Source organism: Hahella sp. CCB-MM4, assembly GCF_002260525.1.
In the GTDB taxonomy this organism is placed as follows: Bacteria; Pseudomonadota; Gammaproteobacteria; order Pseudomonadales; family Oleiphilaceae; genus Hahella.
This window is the reverse complement of sequence record NZ_MRYI01000010.1, coordinates 80,065-98,377: the sequence shown is the minus strand read 5'-3', so window position 1 is coordinate 98,377 and position 18,313 is coordinate 80,065. Positions and strand designations below refer to the sequence as shown.

The window sequence follows — 18,313 nt, the reverse complement described above, 5'->3', positions numbered from 1 at the left end:
CGGAGATCAATACCCCGCCTTGATATTAATTGGCCTCAGCCGCTTTAGCACCAGAGCTTGCCCCACCTGCATCACCAGCAAGGTTTTTCTTTTTCCCGGTTTTAAAATCAGTCTCGTACCAACCGCTGCCCTTCAGCCGGAAGCCCGGCGCTGAAATTTTCTTTGTGAACTCTGGCTTTTCACAGCTTGGGCAATCGGTTAAAGGCGCCTCACTCATACTTTGCAAGACATCTTTTTCAAACCCACAGGCATTGCAAACGTATTCATAAATCGGCATCGCAAAAAAACCTCAACTAAGGCTACAATCAATACGGAATTCAACTCAGCGGGCGTCAAATCAGCCTGCTCTTATAGTGTAACTTTTACTTACCGGGCCAAAATAATATTCATTCAGCCGTCGCCCCATACCTGCATCGGACTTCACCGAGTGCTCGGGCCGCAAAAAAGCGCTGTATTATAGCGATATTTTTTACTAAAAGCAGTCCCATTGCGCGCCCTCCCGTGCCACGCCTCACAAATCTCAACCAATTAAACTTTGCTCAAATTGGGCACCACCTCTATCATGCGAGGTTTGCTCAACCCCAATCTTGCCTAAGGAACAGCTTTCTTTGACCTCCCGCGCAGAACAAAAACGCCGAACCCGGCAGGCCTTAATGGATGCTGCACTCAATCAGCTGGGACAGGACAAACACTTCACCAGCCTAAGCCTGAGAGAAGTTACCAGGGAAGCAGGCATTGCCCCAACCTCCTTTTACCGTCACTTTCATGATTTAGAGGAACTTGGGCTTGCGCTGGTCGATGAAGCCGGAGTAGCGCTACGCCAACTAATGAGGCAAGCGCGTCAGCGTATCGCAAAAAACGGTGGGGTTATTGATACATCGCTCAACACTTTTTTTGAGTTTTTGAACGAAAATCCCAACCTATTCAGACTACTCCTTCGTGAGAGAACGGGGGTGTCGGCCAGATTCAGGAATGCGATACAAGCCGAAATTGAGCACTTCATCGCCGAGTTAACAGCTGATCTGTCAGGATTCGGAGAAGGAACCAATCGCGCCCTGCGCCAACCCCGACTGGCTGCTGAAGCGATTGTCATCATCGTATTCCATGGCGGCAACGAAGCCCTGGACAATCCAGAAGAAAACATTCCGCTACTGAAACAAAGATTGGCAGGACAACTAAGGATTATATTATCGGGGGCCAGGGCCGATCAGGCCAGATAACTCAAGCAGCTTGATAGTCAATTGCCTGGCTGCTCAATACCTCTCCCATCATGCCTTTGATTCTTGCGAGCTCAGCGTCGTCATAAGCTGTCGGCGGCACTTTACCCCAAACAGGACCTGGCCAGGCAACATCCGACGGAAATCTAACAATATGATGCAGATGGAGCTGGGGCACCATGTTGCCTAGGGCAGCAACATTTAGTTTATGCCCGTGAAAACAGCCCATTATGCACCGCCCTAACAGAGATGACTCTTGCAGCACCTGCACTTGCTGTTCTTCCGGCAACTCATACACTTCACGAATTCCGGCGACCCGTGGCACCAAAATAAACCAGGGGTAGTGACTGTCATTCATAAGCAATAAACGACACAGCGGAAAGTCACCCAGCCAATGGCAGTCTTCCGCCAAGCGCTCATGCAAATCAAACACAGTCACCCCCATAATTTACAGATCGATCAATATTGACGCACACTCAACCCACGACCAATGCCGTAGTATTGAAAGCCCTTGCTTGCCATGCGCTCGGGATCGTAAAGATTACGACCGTCAAATATAACCGGCTCATTCAAGACAGCCATCACTTCATCGAAATCCGGAGAGCGGAACTCCTTCCACTCGGTACAAATAACCAGACAGTCCGCACCTTTCAGCGCCTGCTCTTTGGTTCCGCACAGAGTCAGATTATCCCGGCTACCGTATATGCGCTGAGTTTCCTTCATGGCCTCAGGATCAAAGGCCTGAACCGATGCACCCGCTTCCCACAGTGCTTCAATCAATACTCGACTGGACGCTTCTCGCATGTCATCGGTATTTGGCTTGAATGACAATCCCCACAAAGCCACCGTTTTACCCTGCAGATCACCATAATGCTGTTTGATTTTCTCAAACAGAGACTGCTTCTGACGTTCGTTTACAGCCTCAACCGATCTCAGCAACACTGCGTCATAGTCGATTTCGGCAGAGGTTTGAACAAGAGCCTTAACATCCTTCGGAAAGCAGGAGCCTCCATAGCCACAGCCAGGATAAATAAAGTGGTAGCCGATACGGGGATCAGAGCCAATCCCCTTTCGAACCTGCTCTACATCAGCCCCTAACCGCTCAGCAAGGTTTGCTATCTCGTTCATAAAGCTGATCTTGGTTGCCAGCATTGCATTCGCAGCATACTTGGTCAGCTCAGCGGACCGAATATCCATGACCACCATGCGATCATGATTACGGTTAAACGGCTCATACACCTCACGCATAACGGCGACGGCCTTAGCACTTTCAACCCCCACAACGATCCGGTCAGGCTTCATGAAGTCAACAATTGCATCCCCCTCTTTCAAAAACTCCGGGTTCGATACAACGTCAAATGGAATATCAGCATCGCGAGAGGCTATTTCAGCCAGAATCGCATTTTTAACTTTGTCTCCTGTTCCCACCGGTACAGTTGACTTGTCCACCACCACCTTGTAATCGGTCATGTACTTTCCAACGGACTTGGCCACGGCAAGTACATATTTGAGATCAGCAGAACCATCTTCGTCCGGCGGAGTACCTACCGCGATAAACTGGAGCTGGCCAAATGCCACAGCCTCTTCTGCATCGGTTGTAAACTGCAAACGTCCGGCTTCGAAGTTATGCTTAACAATTGGCTCCAGACCTGGTTCATAAATAGGAATGATGCCGTTTTTCAGGTTCTCAATTTTGGCTTCGTCAACATCAACACAGAGTACATGATGCCCAACATCCGCCAGACAAGCCCCTGTTACCAAGCCGACATATCCGGTGCCAAAGATGGTGATTTTCATATTGTATTTGCCTTGTAAGGTGATTGATCTCGTAAAATCTAATTAGCTACTCTGACGACGGGTTGGCAGAACCGCTTCCCAGTCCAGTGCCGACTTCACGATAACTTCAAGGTCATCGTAGTCAGGCTCCCAGCCCAGCACCTGCTTAACCTTATCATTTTTAGCAATCAACGCTCCCGGATCTCCTGCCCGCCGACCGACTTCTTCTACAGGGAAATCATTTCCAGACACTTTTTTGACAACATCAATCACTTCCTTGACCGTAAACCCGCGACCATAGCCACAGTTCAGAACATTGGACTCACCGCCCTTGCTCATATAGTCCAAAGCCATCACATGAGCTTTCGCCAAATCATCTACGTGAATATAGTCCCGAATACAGGTGCCATCACGAGTTTCATAATCGGTACCAAACACTTTCATGCCGTCACGCAATCCTTGAACACACTCACAAGCCACTTTGATCAAGTGCGTTGCAGCTGGAGTTGCCTGACCAATGCGACCCTCCAGGTCGGCGCCTGCAACATTGAAATACCTCAGAATGGTGTACTTCAGGTCAGTGGCAAATGCGAGATCCTTAATCATCATCTCGCTCATCATTTTTGTGGCGCCGTAAGGGTTAATCGGTGCCAGCGGAGTCTCTTCGGTAATAATGGTATTCTCAGGCATCCCATAAACTGCTGCCGTGGAGGAAAACACCATGTACGGAACCTTGTACTTTTGGATCTTCTCCAGAAGGTTCAATGTATTACGCGTATTGTTTCCGTAGTACTTAAGTGGATTTTCCACCGACTCAGGCACCACAATATTGGCAGCGAAATGCAGTACGGCCTCGAACTGATGGCTGGCAAAAACATTTTCCAATTCTTCGGGATTGGACAAGTCCCCGACAACCAGCTCCCCATAGGTCACTGCCCAGGGAAACCCTGTGGACAAATTATCAAAAACAACAATGTCGTGACCCGCTTCACCCAACTGGCGAACTACATGGCTTCCAATGTATCCCGCACCACCTGTTACCAGTACTTTCATACCTGTTCCTTAGCCGTTTCAAATTAGTTTAAATATTACGATCAGTTTTCTTTTTTGCCAGCCGGCGCTCACGAAAGAAATCGCTGATTATCGCTGAACATTCTTCCTGCAGTACGCCGCCCTGCACATCAATCGACCAGTTAAAAGGATGCTGGTCGAGCAAATTGGCCTGACTGCTTACAGCTCCCGCCTTAGGCTCCCTGGCACCATACACCAGCCTAGAAACCCTTCCGTGCACCATTGCCCCCACACACATCGCGCATGGCTCGAGGGTCACATACAGTGTTGCACCCGGGATACGATAGTTATTCACTTTTTCGCAGGCAAGTCTGAGCGCCACAATTTCAGCATGGGCCGTCGGATCATGACTTTCGATTGGCTGGTTAAAGCCTCCAGCCAACATCTCCCCATCAAGAACCAATACTGCGCCGACCGGCACTTCACCGCAATCATAGGCCTGCCGGGCGTAGCGAAGAGCTTCCTGCATCCAACGCTCATCATCTTTACAATCATTTTGACCCAATATTTGCCCTATTGATCGTCTATCACCGAACCATCATCATTCAACGCCATAGTAAGCCTACAATAGCGACATTTTCCGGCAAAGCCCCTTACCCCTGAGCAAATGGAAAGCGACAAGCTTTATCCAACACAAAACAACCACAGTGGCAACCAAAAGTAGTCGGGACCAAAATTTACACACCCGTCTCCTGTATTGCTCTTTAGCTAGTATACCCAGACTCAACGATCACAGTAGAAATAGAATTAGCTACCTACCAATAACACTTCTATCAAAAATTGTCGGAACATTTTTCTTAGCCCAATCAGTAAAATAGGACTGCAACTGTATTGAACCGAACTCGGATAAATGCCCCTCGTCTCTATGCAGCGGCATCCCGTTCAAAGTATAGGTGCAACGCTCCCCGCTACAAAACAGACCATTTTGCTCAAAGAAAAGCACATCAGGATTAGTCTTAGCAATAGACTCAATCAGTGGAAGAAAACTTTTGTATAAGTCTTTTCGATCCTTTGCTGCAAAGGAACAGTCTCTAGCCACCCTTCTGATAGGGGTTGTAAAGCAAGCTTTTGGATTAAATCCTGGCTTGATATGAGGAGTAAATATAATTACCCGGATACCCATATTTTCCAAATAGCTCACCCTTGTGCGGAGGGCTTCAATGTATGCTTGATCCGGCTCACGACTCAAACCATCTATCACAGCAAACTGTATGGAGGGCTCATTTTCAATCAACTTATCTATAAATTTTCGCTGCTTCGCAGCCCTATCCAGATAACAAGGGTGTTTGCTATCAACACCTACATATCTGCGATTATCTCCCGCAAAATCACAAGTACCAATCGATACGATAGTGTGATGAGTCAGCAACGAATTATTTACAAACCCTGGGTATAGTTGATTTGCATAACTATTACCCAAAATAATCAGTGTTGGTTCCCTTTTATCGCTTTTCATACAAAACCACCAACGCATCTGGGAAACATCTTGAAAAGGGAACTCATTGAGACATATATCATTCATAGTATACTCCCAAAGAGGCCCCATAAACTGATGCCTTACTTCTTCACTGAACTCACTTTCAACGACTACAGACCGATCCGCAAGCCCTCCCTTGGAATACACATAACCACCAGAAAGCGCTGCACACAAGCTCACGATCACAAGGAAATTTACATATCTTTTTCCAGAACTATGCCGAACATTCAGCTCAACAAACTTATAGGTCGCCCAAGCAAGAACTATTGATGCAATAATTGCATATATCTTGAACTGTCTATCTGGGGTTTGACCTTCAGCGATGGCTCCAAATGATAAGATCGGCCAATGCCACAGATATAAAGGAAAGCTGATCAATCCAAACCAAACAAATATTTTACTTGCAAGAATTTTACGATTTATTGACGCCTTCATTCCTGCCATGATTACAAGTGCTGTACCGACAACAGGCAATACAGCCCACCATCCTGGAAACGAGTAGTCTTTATTTGTCATGAGTATTGATACACCCAAAAGAAGAGAACCCACCAATGAAAATCCATTTGCCATCGATACGGTCATCACTGACGGCGTGATGAATTTATGCAAGGTCATATAGGCCAACAGCCCCCCAACAGAGAGCTCCCAAAACCTTGTTACAGGCCAATAGAAAGCAGCTACAGCGTCATAACGAATGATGAAGATATTAAGTAAAAAGGAAACGGCCAACACACCTGTTGTACATAGGAGGAAACCCGATCGTTTAAAACTGGATAACCATAGAAGCAATGGCCAAAATATATAATACTGCTCTTCCACCCCCAGACTCCATAAATGGAGTAGCGGCTTCATTTCAGCAGCACCATCAAAATACCCACTCTCACCCCAAAGAATGAGATTAGAAACGAATCCAGTTCCTGCAACTACGTGCTTTCCTATCTGCTCATATTCATCAGCCAGCAAAGCAAACCAACCAAATACCAAGCAGGACAACAACACGATCAAAAGGGCGGGAAAAATCCGCTTGATTCTCCGGGCATAGAATTCAAGAAAACTAAATGTGCCTCTATCGAGATTCGAAAATATAATTGATGAAATCAAGTATCCCGATATTACAAAGAAGATATCGACCCCAACAAAGCCGCCTTTTATTTTTCCCGGGAAGGCATGAAACAACACCACTGAGATAACAGCTAAAGCCCTTAAACCATCTATATCAGGACGATAGTCTGGTCGAAGCATATGCTCCTTGCTAGATGATATTTGCACTATTAAAACTTATCTGATTTCTATAACTAAATAAAAGAATCGAATTTAGCCGGTGCACACTTCATAGCCAGCCCATGCGTGATCAAGAACCAAACCTCTGACCAGACTACTGGAAACTGAAACAGCCAAATCCACAAAAAATATATACCATCGCATTACCGCCGACATAGCATCCAACAAATTGTAAAGATACTTCTGTGCGGCAATGCGACAAACTAACAACTATGTCTAGCTGCTAGCCTCTACTCCCACTCAATAGTGGCAGGCGGCTTGGAGGAAACATCGTAGGTCACTCGCGAGATGCCGGAAATTTCATTGATAATCCGGTTAGATACTTTTTCCAGCATGTCATATGGCAAATGGGCCCAGCGAGCGGTCATAAAGTCGATGGTTTCCACAGCTCTGAGAGCTACGACATATTCATATCGACGGGCATCCCCCACCACGCCAACGGATTTGACGGGTAGAAAGACCGCAAATGCCTGAGATGTTTTGTGATACAACTCCGCTCTGTGCAGCTCTTCAATAAAAATAGCATCTGCCTGCCGCAGGATATCGGCATATTCCTTTTTCACTTCACCAAGAATACGCACACCGAGACCGGGACCAGGGAAAGGATGGCGATAGACCATATCGTATGGCAGACCGAGTTCCAGACCAATTCTGCGTACTTCGTCCTTAAACAGCTCCCGCAATGGTTCAACCAGCTTCAGTTCCATATCTTCTGGCAAACCACCTACGTTGTGGTGAGACTTGATGACATGCGCCTTGCCGGTTTTGGCCGCAGCAGATTCGATGACATCAGGATAAATAGTGCCTTGCGCCAACCATTTAACGTTCTGGATTTTGGTGGCTTCAGCGTCAAATACTTCAATGAAGGTGTGCCCGATAATCTTGCGCTTCTCTTCAGGATCACTTACTCCTGCCAGTTTACCCAGAAACTGATCCTGGGCATTGGCGCGAATTACCTTGATCCCCATATTCTTCGCAAACATATCCATCACCTGATCGCCTTCGTGAAGGCGCAGCAGACCGTTGTCTACGAATACACAGGTCAGTTGATCCCCAATGGCTTTGTGCAGAAGCGCTGCAACAACAGAGGAATCCACCCCACCGGAAAGCGCGAGCAGGACTTTGTCCTCGCCGACCTGGGCACGGATTTGCTGTACCGCGTCTTCAATAATCCTGCCTGGCGTCCACAACTGCTCACAACCACAGATACCAACAACAAAGCGCTCAAGAATACGCAATCCCTGCAGTGTGTGTGTCACTTCCGGATGGAACTGCACCCCATACCAAGGCTTGCTCTCATGCTGCATGGCCGCAATCGGGGCGCTTTCCGTTGATGCGCTCAAAACAAAGTGTTCCGGCAATCCAACCACTTTGTCACCATGACTCATCCATACGTCCAACAGAGGAGCACCGTCCTCATCCACATGATCCTTCACATTTTCAAACAGACCCGACTGCTCACGCACCTTCACCTGGGCGTAGCCGAATTCTCTTTTATCAGAACCGGCCACCTTGCCACCCAGCTGCTCAGCCATGGTTTGCATCCCATAACAAATACCAAACAGCGGCAGATCCATGGAAAACAGACATTCAGGAGCTCGTGGTGTATTAAGCTCAGTTACCGACTCCGGTCCGCCGGCCAGGATAATACCTTTCGGATTGAATTCTCGAATATCCTCCTCACTCATATCATAGGGATAAATTTCACAGTAAACCCCGATTTCCCGAACACGCCGAGCAATCAGCTGGGTGTACTGAGAGCCAAAATCCAGTATCAGGATACGATGAGAATGAATATTTACGGACATTCGTGTCTTTCCTCAGCTAAAAACAAGAGCGGGGCCATGGAGCCCCGCTGATCAAAAACAAACCCGGTAAACCTTAGCCTGCCCTGTAGTTGGGGGCTTCCTTAGTAATCGTGACATCATGAACATGACTTTCACTGATTCCGGCATTGGTAATACGGGTAAATTGCGGTTTGGTACGCATTTCCTCAATGGTTCGGCATCCGGTATACCCCATGGAGGCTCGAACCCCGCCCATCAATTGATGAACAACATGAGTCAGAGGCCCCTTGCTGGCAACCCGACCTTCAATTCCTTCGGGAACCAGTTTTTCAACGCCTGAACTCGCATCCTGGAAATAACGGTCGCTACTGCCCTGGTTTTGCGCCATGGCCCCAAGCGATCCCATTCCACGATAGGCTTTATAACTACGCCCCTGGAACAGTTCGACTTCACCTGGAGATTCATCAGTTCCCGCCAACAGGCCTCCAACCATCACGCAGTAGGCACCTGCTGCAATCGCCTTGGCGATGTCACCGGAAAACCGGATACCACCATCAGCAATTAAAGGCACCCCGTGAGGCTTCAACGCTTCCGCCACATTGGCAACGGCAGAGATTTGCGGCACACCGATACCGGCGACGATTCGGGTGGTACAGATAGAACCGGGACCAATACCGACCTTGACAGCATCAGCACCAGCCTCGACCAACGCCAGAGCCGCTTCAGCCGTCGCGATATTGCCGCCGATCACCTGAACTTCAGGAAAATGCTGTTTCACCCAGCTAATCCGGTCCAATACGCCTTTGGAATGGCCATGCGCCGTATCCACTACGATAACATCAACGCCTGCTGCGGCCAGTGCGGCCACCCGCTCATCGGTACCGGCACCGGTACCTACGGCAGCGCCGACTCGCAGTCTGCCCTGCTCGTCTTTGCTGGCGTTGGGAAAGTCGTGAGCTTTCTGGATGTCCTTCAGGGTAATCAGACCTTTCAGTTCAAAATCGTCATTGACGACCAGCACTTTTTCAATTCTGTGACGATGAAGCAGGTTCTTCACTACTTCAATGTCAGTCCCCTCTTTCGCTGTGACCAGCTTTTCTTTAGGGGTCATTAATTCGGAGACTTTCTTATTCAGATCGTTCTCAAAACGTATATCACGCCCGGTAATAATCCCCACCAGATCCTTGCCATCCACCACCGGCAATCCGCTGATGTTATTGGCCATGGTGATTTCCCGTACTTCTCTGACAGTGGTATTAGGCGTTACGGTGATCGGATCCTTGACTACTCCGCTTTCAAATTTCTTGACGGTGCGCACTTCCGCTGCCTGCTGTTCCACGGTCATATTCTTGTGAATAATCCCGATCCCGCCTTCCTGGGCCAGAGCAATAGCCAGCCGCGCCTCGGTGACAGTGTCCATAGCAGCAGACACCAGAGGCATGTTCAGGGTAATTTGCTTGGTCAGCTGGGTTTTCAGGCTGACATCTTTAGGGAGAACTTCGGAATATCCGGGGATGAGGAGAACATCATCAAACGTTAGCGCTTCCTGAGCCACTCGAAGCATATGAATCGCCTTTTTACTTTCAGGTAAGTTAATCGGACTATTATAAATTTTCAGGGCGGGCCAGTAAACTTGCGGACTACACTAATGTCCGATTAATTTCCCGGAATTGCCTCACAGGTGAAAAATCGTTCAGATATTCGGCATAAATCGGCACGCTTCCTCAACTTCCGCTGTTTTATTGATCATTAACTCTGACCACATAAATTTATTGGCCGACAAGGATATTAATTGAATCGCCTCCCGGTATAATCAACAGCTTACTATGAGAAGCCAGTCAAACAGACTCTTCCGAAAATACCTAACCGATTGCCCAGGACAGCTTCAAGCCAGCTTATGAATGAACTTTCACCGAAAGCAGACTCCATGCAGCGCCCTCTTACTGTAACCGAACTCAACCGACAGGCGAGAAACCTGCTGGAAGTGAGTTTCATGCATGCATTGGTCGAAGGTGAGATTTCCAACTTCAGCGCCCCCAGCTCAGGTCACTGGTACTTTACTCTCAAAGACGACAAAGCCCAGGTACGCTGCGCCATGTTTCGTAATCGCAACATGTTTCTGCGAGAACGACCCAAGAACGGTGACGCGGTGACACTCTATGCCAAGGTCAGCCTTTATGAAGGTCGTGGCGAGTACCAACTGATAGTTGAGTCGCTGGAGGCCGCAGGAGAAGGCGCTCTGCGACGCGCCTTTGAAGAACTAAAGGCCAAATTATTAAGGGAAGGGTTGTTCGATGAGCAGCGTAAAAAGCCCATTCCCCGGCTACCGAAACGGGTTGGTGTAGTAACCTCTCCGACTGGCGCTGCCATCAGAGACATCATCAGCGTCCTGAAAGCAAGATTCCCCGCCCTGCCCGTTTTAATACTTCCTGTACCTGTGCAGGGAGTGGAAGCCGCGCCAGCGGTGGTAAAGGCAATACAAACGGCTAACCGGGATCAGTTGTGTGATGTATTGATTGTCGGCAGGGGCGGCGGTTCTCTGGAAGACCTCTGGGCCTTTAATGAAGAGATCGTCGCAAGAGCCATCGCTGACAGCCATATCCCGATCGTCAGCGCCGTCGGCCATGAAACCGACTTCACGATTGCAGACCTGGTAGCAGACTGGCGGGCTCCCACCCCCTCGGCGGCCGCTGAAAAAGTCAGTCCGGACTACCGTGACTGGCTGGAACGCTTTCATCAGTACCAAAACCGTTTGGATTTCCAGATTACCCGGGTTATTCGCCAGAAACGGCAGAAAACCACAGAACTCGGCGCTCGACTGAAGCATCCTGGCAGACGGTTACAGGAATTGTCTCAGCGTGTAGATGACATCGAAATACGCCTGCAGCGAACCATGCGGTCACGACTGCAGACGCTTAATGACAGGCTGAGCGGTGCCCACCACCGCCTGGGACTGATTCATCCCGAGAAAAGAATTCGCCAGGGACATGAAAATCTGAGCGCAATCCAGGCGCGACTGCAGCGGGCCATGCACTCTCTGCTGACGTCGAAGCAACAGCATCTGGCCCGAACCGTGGCCTTCATGGAAGGTGTCAGTCCTCTGGCAACATTGAGCCGCGGGTTTTCTATTACCTCCAATGCCGCCGGTGAGATTCTCAGGCATTCTGACCAGGTTACCGTCGGGGAGCAAATTACCACTCGCCTGAACCAGGGCACTTTGACCTGCACGGTGACTGCTGCAATTCCCGAGGGTTCGTAACCCTGTCAACTGAACACCACTTCCATGGATATTCCAGGGTCACGGTTCGACGTTATTGATCCTTAATCGGTAATAGAAAGTGCGCCCTGGCCAATGCTATTGGCTCTTGTTTCTTTTTCTGCCAGGCACTGACACTAACATTGGCAACGCGATTTCCCTGACGCGTCAAACGACATTCAGCATAGGTTTCCTGATGAAAGCCGGCTCTGAGGTAATCCAGAGAGAAATCAACGATTCTTGGTAAATCATCGATCTCAAGGAATATTGCGAGATGGAAAGCTGCCGCAATTTCCATGAAACCACCGATCACGCCACCATGAATGGCTGGCAAAATAGGATTTCCCAGATTCTGATCCCTCTTGGGCAGGACAAATACAACTTCATTTCCAAAGCGCTCACACCTCACTCCCAGAGTCTGGGCGTACGGAATGGTTTGCAACAGTTGATTGTAATCACCTGATTGATGTGCTTTTTGCACCAGACTCTGCAAATTACTCATTGCCAGCCCCCTCAATCTGCTTCCAAAACCAGTCGGGGGACGCCTGACGACCAATTCTCATAAATGTGGCCACACATTGGGCGACAGACACATCCGGATCACGCTGAAATGCTTCGCAACGGGTGAATATGATCGTATTGGTAATCCGATAACAGGTCGCTCTGGCATATACGGATTTTCCCGGCTCCGCAGGACGCATGTAGTCCACACGCAAATCAAGCGTGGGACAAAGTTCGAGTTCAGGGAGACAGCAAAGCACACTCGCCCCGGAAGCAGTATCCATCAGCGTCGTAATCGCCCCGCCATGAATAACACCGGTATCCAGGTTGCCGATAATTTTCTGATGGTAAGGCAGTTCCAGCTCCAACCCTTGCGCATTGGCACACATTGGAGTGATGCCAAGCTCCTGGCATTGCTTCAGACTACCGATAAATCGCTCAACATACCCCAGACGAACCGGGTCGTTGGTCCAAGCTTCATACTGCTGCATAAGACCTCATACTCTCCAATTTATTCTCATTCTCGATGATTTATTTTCATTCTCGCCAATCTATTCTCATGGTTGTCTTTTTCAGACAACCAGACTGACTTAAACCATCCTTGTCAGGACCCCTTCGTCTCTTCAAAGGATTTTCCTGCTCTCAGAGCTTTCAACGCTCTGGACCTGAATTCCCGGTGATACAGAACCAGTACCACCAACGTGGTGACGACCATAAACAGCACGGGATGAATAAACCACGTAAGGACAGCCATACTGTAATAATAGGAGCGCAAGCCGAGGTTAAATGCATCTCCCGCGAGATTCGCAATCCTGGTGGCATTGGAGGCCAAGGCCTCGCGGGCACCGGAGCTGACTTTATCCTCGAAGGTCATGGGCGCACTTCCAACCAGGACAGAACAGAAATTGTATTGCCGCATGGACCAGGTAAATTTGAAAAAGGAGTAAATAAAAACGGCGCACAGCAATACCAGCTTGATTTCCCACATCAGTTTATTACCGGTGGCAACCCAGGGGACTTCCGCAAACACTGACATCGCAGTATCGGCATACCCCAATGCTGTCAACAAACCTGCAAGTATCAACAAACTACTGGAGGCAAAGAAGGCACCGTTTCGCTCCAGATTACCCACTACTGATGCATCGGCAATCCGGGCGTCTCGCATCAACATGCGTCGCATCCAGTCGCCTCGATATAGATCCAACGTATTGGACAGGCATGGACGTGTCCGCGCCCAATAGTTGGAGCCATGGGTATAGCCCACCGTGCACAAGAAAAACCAGATCAGGGCAATAAGATCAAGAACTTCCATACCTTCCATAACTTCCCGTTCACTATTCATTATGATTGGATCTGCTACCATATGGACCCAGATCACCCGTATGAGACAAGGTTAGCAGCAGGCAAGAATATAAGATCGTTATTTTCGGCCTTTAACCTGACCTCGAAAACTAGCAATTATGCGCACCAAGGTCCTGTCAAAGCCTGCACTGGCCACCTAAGATCAGTCACCTGAACCAATTTGTCGCATATTGTGATAGAAACAGAACTAAAAATCATGAAAAGAACTACTTCAAATAGCATGAGCACTGTCTGCCACACCAACGTTTCCCACTACACCAACGTTTCCCACTACACAAATGGTTCCCACCACACCAATGCTTCTTTCAAGCACCATGTATTCGCTCGAGTACTCCAGTGGCTGATCGGGCTATTTTTTATCACCACACTGGCCGGCTGTTCGGTTAACCCCGTTACCGGAAAGCGCGAACTGATGCTGATCAGTGAGCAACAAGAGTTGGCCATTGGTTCGGAACAGTATGGACCCGCCCAACAATCCCAAGGCGGGCGTTATGTCGTCGACCCGGAACTTACGTTCTATATCAAAAGCGTCGGACGCAAGTTGGCAAGTGTCAGCGACCGGCCCGATTTACCCTATGATTTTGTGGTTCTAAACAATTCCATTCCGAATGCCTGGGCGCTGCCTTCGGGCAAGATCGCGGTCAATCGGGGGCTGCTGGTCAAACTGGAAGATGAAGCGCAACTGGCAGCCGTACTGGGACACGAGATTGTCCACGCCGCAGCCCGACATAGTGCAAAACGCCTGCAGTCCAACTTGCTGATCTCGGCCACCGTTGCCGGATTGGGAATGGCGCTGGATACCGATTACAAAGATCTGATTGTCGGCGGTGCAGCGCTCGGGGCATCCCTGGCCGTCGCCAAATATGGCCGGGATCATGAATTGGAGTCCGACCACTATGGTATGAACTACATGGCCAAAGCAGGCTATGACCCTCAAGCTGCAGTGGAGTTGCAGGAGCTTTTCGTCGAACTATCCAAAGGGCGCTCGCAAGGTTGGCTCGACGGACTATTCGCCTCCCATCCCCCATCCCCTGAGCGAGTGACCGCCAACCAGAAGACTCTCCAAAACCTTCCGGCAGCCAGTTTCCGTGGTCGTAAAGAATTTACAGAAGCTACCGCACGATTGAAACGAACCGTTCCCGCGTATGAAGCTTATGAAGGAGGACTCAAGCTCCTAGAGAAGAAGGACTATCAGGGAGCCCTATTGAAAGCTGACCAGGCACTCAAGATCGAACCTGAAGAAGCCCTGTTTTACTCCTTAAAAGGTGACATCTATAAAGCCCGTGGGGATAACAAAAAAGCGGAAGAAAACTACAACCGGGCCGTTAGCTTGAATCCCGAGTATTTTGCCAACTATCTCAAACGAGGCGTATTGAACAAGGAAAGCGGAGACACCAAGCAAGCCGAGCAGGACCTGAAGCAGGCCAACGACCTTTTGCCCACGTCAGTCGCCTATCTGGCATTGGGTGATATAGAGCAGGAACGCAACAATCCTGAAGCGGCTTTGGGATTCTACGAAAATGCGGCGCAAGGCACAGGAAAAATCGGCCAGGAAGCCAAACTAAAATTCTCCCAACTGGACCTGCCTCGCAACCCGGATAAGTATCTACTGATAAATCAAATGAGCGATAAGCGTCAACGTGCGTTCCTGGCATTGAGCAATCGTAGTGCCCTGCCGATGGCAGATGTAACGGTGGAGATCACTCTCATTAACAATGCGGGATGGATTCTTAAGAAGGAAACCATGTCATTCGGGGCAATTGACGCAGGCTCTCAATCCAGACCCCAGTTCAGCAAGCTGGCAACCCAGGCACTTAATAGCAAGGAGCTCAAGTTGATCACGAAGATTCAGGAATACAAGCTTAAGTAGCTTTTTTAATTAGGTAGCTTTCTTAATTAGGCTGCCTTCTTAATATGAGAATGCAGCCAATCTCAATAAGGGTAGCTATTACCCTAAAAAACAAAAAGGAGGCTTAGCCTCCTTTTTTATTGATAATCGCAATGATGGATTATCACAGAAATTTAAAGAATCACATGTACCCGTTTGCCATTCAGGACAAGCCCGAAATGTTGTGCAATCTGGTTCTTTCCAGCTTGCACCAGACGGGAAACCTCCCTGGCACTTAGATCCTCCGGAATATTACCCGGTACCAGTTCTCTTAACTCTCCGGCAAAAGAATAGAAGCCCAAAGTCATTCCACTAGAATGAACAACGCGTTTCGACTCTCTTTCTATTTTCCAGTCCACTGAGGGTATCCATTGGTTTATCTATGAATTCAGGAACTTAGTCTAGTGACTCATTATGGTGCAGTCTGTAGTGACTTCCCGAATACTTCGGAAACTGCTTATTTCACGATAATTTTTCAGTATTGGAGAGGAGAAAATCCAGAAAAGCCCGGTTCGCTTTTGACAGATAACCGTCCTTGCGCCAGGCAATGTTGAGATCGAGCCAGATCGGGGGATCGAATGACCTGGTAACCAGATCCCGATCTTCGGCCACGACCATGGCCAGCAATGTGGAAATGCCAAACCCTTGTTTGATAATGGACTTGATCAATGGAATCAGGTTGGTTTCAAAGCCGATATTCGGGGTAAATCCAGTAGTTTTCGCTAAACGGTCCACGACCTTGCGGTGAAAGTATCCCTCTTTAAACATCACCAGCTCTTCAGCAAAGAATGCTTCCGGCGTCACCTTATCCAACAGCGCAAAAGGATGGCTCTCATCCACGGTTACCAGCATTTCCTCCCGGATAAGAGGACGAGCTTCCAGTAACTCGGGGACGTCCTCCGCCACGATCACCCCCAAATCCAGGAGTCCCTGCTCCAACATCTGCTGCAATTGCCAGGTTCCCCCTTCAATCACTTCCAGATTCAAAGTGGGATGACGATACCGAAACGCCATCAGAATCGGAGGGAAATAGTAGGACCCCAGCATACTGGGAATCCCGACCCGGACTTCGCCCTTACTTAAACCTTTCAATTCCCGCATTTCGAGTTCGGCGTCATCGACCGCGCGGACGATTTTCTCTGCATGTTCGTATAAACGCAGCCCCTCATCCGTTAACGCAACCTTTCTGTCAGCCCGCTGGAATAGCGTTATACCGAGATCCTGTTCGAGCTTTCGAATCGACATACTGACAGCCGGCTGGGCCACACCAAGCATTTCCGCCGCTCTGGTAAAACTGGATTGTCGTGCAACCTCTAGAAAATAACGAAGTGGCTTTACATCCATAAGCATCTCTTATTGATTACATAAATTGGATATATTTTATTGATACAAGCCCTCTTCGTATAGTAGTCGCATCAACCTATTCATGCATTCACCAGGAGGTAAAGGGTGATTGAATCCGGAAGCCGGGCTTTTTGGCGAGGCACTCTGGCCATGTACATTGGCTCCTTTATGGTATTTGCCAATGTCTGGATGCCGCAGCCGCTATTGCCGGTCATTGCCCAGCAATTTGAGCTAACGACGTTGCAGGTCAGCACCAGCTTCTCAGTCACCACCCTCATGCTGGGGCTGTCACTCCTGGTTTATGGTCCGGTTTCCGATGCCTTGGGACGCAAAGGCATCATTCTACTGACGATGACCGGCGCCATGGCGACCACCTTTCTTCTCTCACAGGCTGGCAACTTCCAGGAGTTATTGTTACTCAGAGCCTTACAGGGATTCTTTCTCGGGGGCTTGCCCGCGATTGCCATCGCTTACTTGGGAGAAGAATACCGGCCCGATGCCGTCATCATGGCAGTAGGGTTATATATCAGCGGCAACACCCTAGGCGGAATCGGTGGACGACTGATTGGCGGGTTCGTTGGCGAATGGATGGGGTTGTCCTGGTCATTCGGTCTGATGGGCACCATCAGCCTGCTTTGTCTGCTTATCTTTATGTATCTACTGCCCCGCCCCCAGCATTTCTCTCCCAAACCGTTAAGACTGGGAACAGCATTTAAGGATCTTGGAGCTCATCTGCGGAACCCGCTTTTATTGACCTGCTTTATGATCGGTGGACTGAATTTCTTCATCTTCATCAATCAATACAGCTACATCACCTTCGTATTGAAGTCTGAACCTTACTCGCTCTCGTCAAAGTATATCGGCTTATTGTTCCTGACCTACCTTACCGGAACCTTTGGATCCGCCATATCAGGAAGGATTGCCAAACGACTATCGCAGCCGGTATGTATCGCCCTTGGTACGAGTATTTTGATGCTGGGATCTGCGGTGACTCTGATCCCCTCAATCTCCGCTATCATTACTGGGTTGCTGATCAACTGCTTTGGCTTCTTTCTGGCTCACTCGTCAGCCAGCAGTCTGGTCAATGCGAAAGCGACAACGGCGAAAGCGAGCGCCTCGTCTCTCTATCTGACCTTCTATTATCTCGGAGCCAGTACGGGAAGCCTCTATCTTGATCCTTTCTGGCAACATTTTGGTTGGACAGGCGTGGTGGCAGGCTCATGGATTGTCTTGAGCGTCGTTCTCGTGGCAGCCCTGCTTCTATATAGAAAAACAGAACGACATATGAAAACAGGACAACAAAAAAAGGAGAGCGATACATTCCAGCTCTTACCGGAATAAAGCCCTCTCCTA

Annotated in this window: 17 protein-coding genes; 4 read left to right on the top strand and 13 right to left on the bottom strand. The window is 49.0% G+C overall.

The window, feature by feature from the left end:
- Positions 1-25: 25 nt before the first annotated feature.
- A complete protein-coding gene (locus tag BTA51_RS17180; RefSeq protein ID WP_094709439.1) occupies positions 26-277 on the bottom strand; it encodes an FmdB family zinc ribbon protein in 252 nt (83 codons plus the stop codon).
- Positions 278-608: 331 nt separating this feature from the next.
- Here BTA51_RS17180 and fabR point away from each other — a divergent pair, with 331 nt between their 5' ends.
- On the top strand, positions 609-1,220 hold the full coding sequence (fabR, locus tag BTA51_RS17175) for an HTH-type transcriptional repressor FabR (protein WP_094709437.1): 612 nt from the start codon (positions 609-611) through the stop codon (positions 1,218-1,220).
- A gap of 1 nt (position 1,221) precedes the next feature.
- Here the strand turns inward: fabR and BTA51_RS17170 are convergent, their stop codons facing one another.
- The 7 genes from BTA51_RS17170 to guaB form a co-directional block, all read right to left on the bottom strand.
- Positions 1,222-1,650 (bottom strand): HIT domain-containing protein, encoded by a 429-nt coding sequence (locus tag BTA51_RS17170; protein WP_094709435.1) that lies wholly within the window; start codon positions 1,648-1,650, stop codon positions 1,222-1,224.
- 26 nt (positions 1,651-1,676) lie between these two features.
- On the bottom strand, positions 1,677-3,014 hold the full coding sequence (locus BTA51_RS17165) for a UDP-glucose/GDP-mannose dehydrogenase family protein (RefSeq protein WP_094709433.1): 1,338 nt from the start codon (positions 3,012-3,014) through the stop codon (positions 1,677-1,679).
- A 42-nt stretch (positions 3,015-3,056) separates the two neighbouring features.
- Complete coding sequence (galE, locus tag BTA51_RS17160) at positions 3,057-4,046, bottom strand: UDP-glucose 4-epimerase GalE (RefSeq protein ID WP_094709431.1); 990 nt, start codon at positions 4,044-4,046, stop codon at positions 3,057-3,059.
- A gap of 28 nt (positions 4,047-4,074) precedes the next feature.
- On the bottom strand, positions 4,075-4,572 hold the full coding sequence (gene tadA, locus BTA51_RS17155; RefSeq protein ID WP_371333194.1) for a tRNA adenosine(34) deaminase TadA: 498 nt from the start codon (positions 4,570-4,572) through the stop codon (positions 4,075-4,077).
- Positions 4,573-4,815: 243 nt separating this feature from the next.
- A complete protein-coding gene (locus tag BTA51_RS17150; RefSeq protein WP_210404860.1) occupies positions 4,816-6,783 on the bottom strand; it encodes an acyltransferase family protein in 1,968 nt (655 codons plus the stop codon).
- Between the two features lie 269 nt (positions 6,784-7,052).
- The gene (gene guaA / locus BTA51_RS17145; protein WP_094709427.1) at positions 7,053-8,630 is read right to left on the bottom strand and encodes a glutamine-hydrolyzing GMP synthase; all 1,578 of its coding nucleotides are present in this window, start codon (positions 8,628-8,630) and stop codon (positions 7,053-7,055) included.
- 73 nt (positions 8,631-8,703) lie between these two features.
- Positions 8,704-10,173, bottom strand: a complete 1,470-nt coding sequence (gene guaB / locus BTA51_RS17140; RefSeq protein ID WP_094709425.1) for an IMP dehydrogenase — start codon at positions 10,171-10,173, stop codon at positions 8,704-8,706.
- A 333-nt stretch (positions 10,174-10,506) separates the two neighbouring features.
- Here guaB and xseA point away from each other — a divergent pair, with 333 nt between their 5' ends.
- On the top strand, positions 10,507-11,868 hold the full coding sequence (xseA, locus tag BTA51_RS17135) for an exodeoxyribonuclease VII large subunit (RefSeq protein WP_094709423.1): 1,362 nt from the start codon (positions 10,507-10,509) through the stop codon (positions 11,866-11,868).
- Between the two features lie 52 nt (positions 11,869-11,920).
- Here xseA and BTA51_RS17130 read toward each other — a convergent pair whose 3' ends face one another.
- The 3 genes from BTA51_RS17130 to BTA51_RS17120 form a co-directional block, all read right to left on the bottom strand.
- Positions 11,921-12,367, bottom strand: coding sequence for a PaaI family thioesterase (locus BTA51_RS17130; protein ID WP_094709421.1), 447 nt, complete (start codon positions 12,365-12,367; stop codon positions 11,921-11,923).
- Positions 12,360-12,857, bottom strand: coding sequence for a PaaI family thioesterase (locus BTA51_RS17125; RefSeq protein ID WP_094709419.1), 498 nt, complete (start codon positions 12,855-12,857; stop codon positions 12,360-12,362). Before BTA51_RS17125 ends, BTA51_RS17130 begins: the two co-directional genes overlap by 8 nt.
- Positions 12,858-12,970: 113 nt before the next feature.
- The gene (locus tag BTA51_RS17120) at positions 12,971-13,708 is read right to left on the bottom strand and encodes a DUF599 domain-containing protein (protein WP_246841074.1); all 738 of its coding nucleotides are present in this window, start codon (positions 13,706-13,708) and stop codon (positions 12,971-12,973) included.
- Positions 13,709-13,924: 216 nt separating this feature from the next.
- Here BTA51_RS17120 and BTA51_RS17115 point away from each other — a divergent pair, with 216 nt between their 5' ends.
- Positions 13,925-15,598 (top strand): M48 family metalloprotease, encoded by a 1,674-nt coding sequence (locus tag BTA51_RS17115; protein WP_246841073.1) that lies wholly within the window; start codon positions 13,925-13,927, stop codon positions 15,596-15,598.
- Between the two features lie 152 nt (positions 15,599-15,750).
- Here BTA51_RS17115 and BTA51_RS17110 read toward each other — a convergent pair whose 3' ends face one another.
- Together BTA51_RS17110 and BTA51_RS17105 are read right to left on the bottom strand one after the other, a co-directional pair.
- The gene (locus BTA51_RS17110; protein ID WP_094709415.1) at positions 15,751-15,975 is read right to left on the bottom strand and encodes a hypothetical protein; all 225 of its coding nucleotides are present in this window, start codon (positions 15,973-15,975) and stop codon (positions 15,751-15,753) included.
- A 103-nt stretch (positions 15,976-16,078) separates the two neighbouring features.
- Positions 16,079-16,960 carry a LysR family transcriptional regulator gene (locus BTA51_RS17105; RefSeq protein ID WP_094709413.1) on the bottom strand — a complete coding sequence of 294 codons (882 nt, stop codon included), beginning with the start codon at positions 16,958-16,960 and terminating at the stop codon, positions 16,079-16,081.
- 105 nt (positions 16,961-17,065) lie between these two features.
- Here BTA51_RS17105 and BTA51_RS17100 point away from each other — a divergent pair, with 105 nt between their 5' ends.
- Positions 17,066-18,301 (top strand): MFS transporter, encoded by a 1,236-nt coding sequence (locus tag BTA51_RS17100; protein WP_094709411.1) that lies wholly within the window; start codon positions 17,066-17,068, stop codon positions 18,299-18,301.
- Positions 18,302-18,313 lie beyond the last annotated feature (12 nt).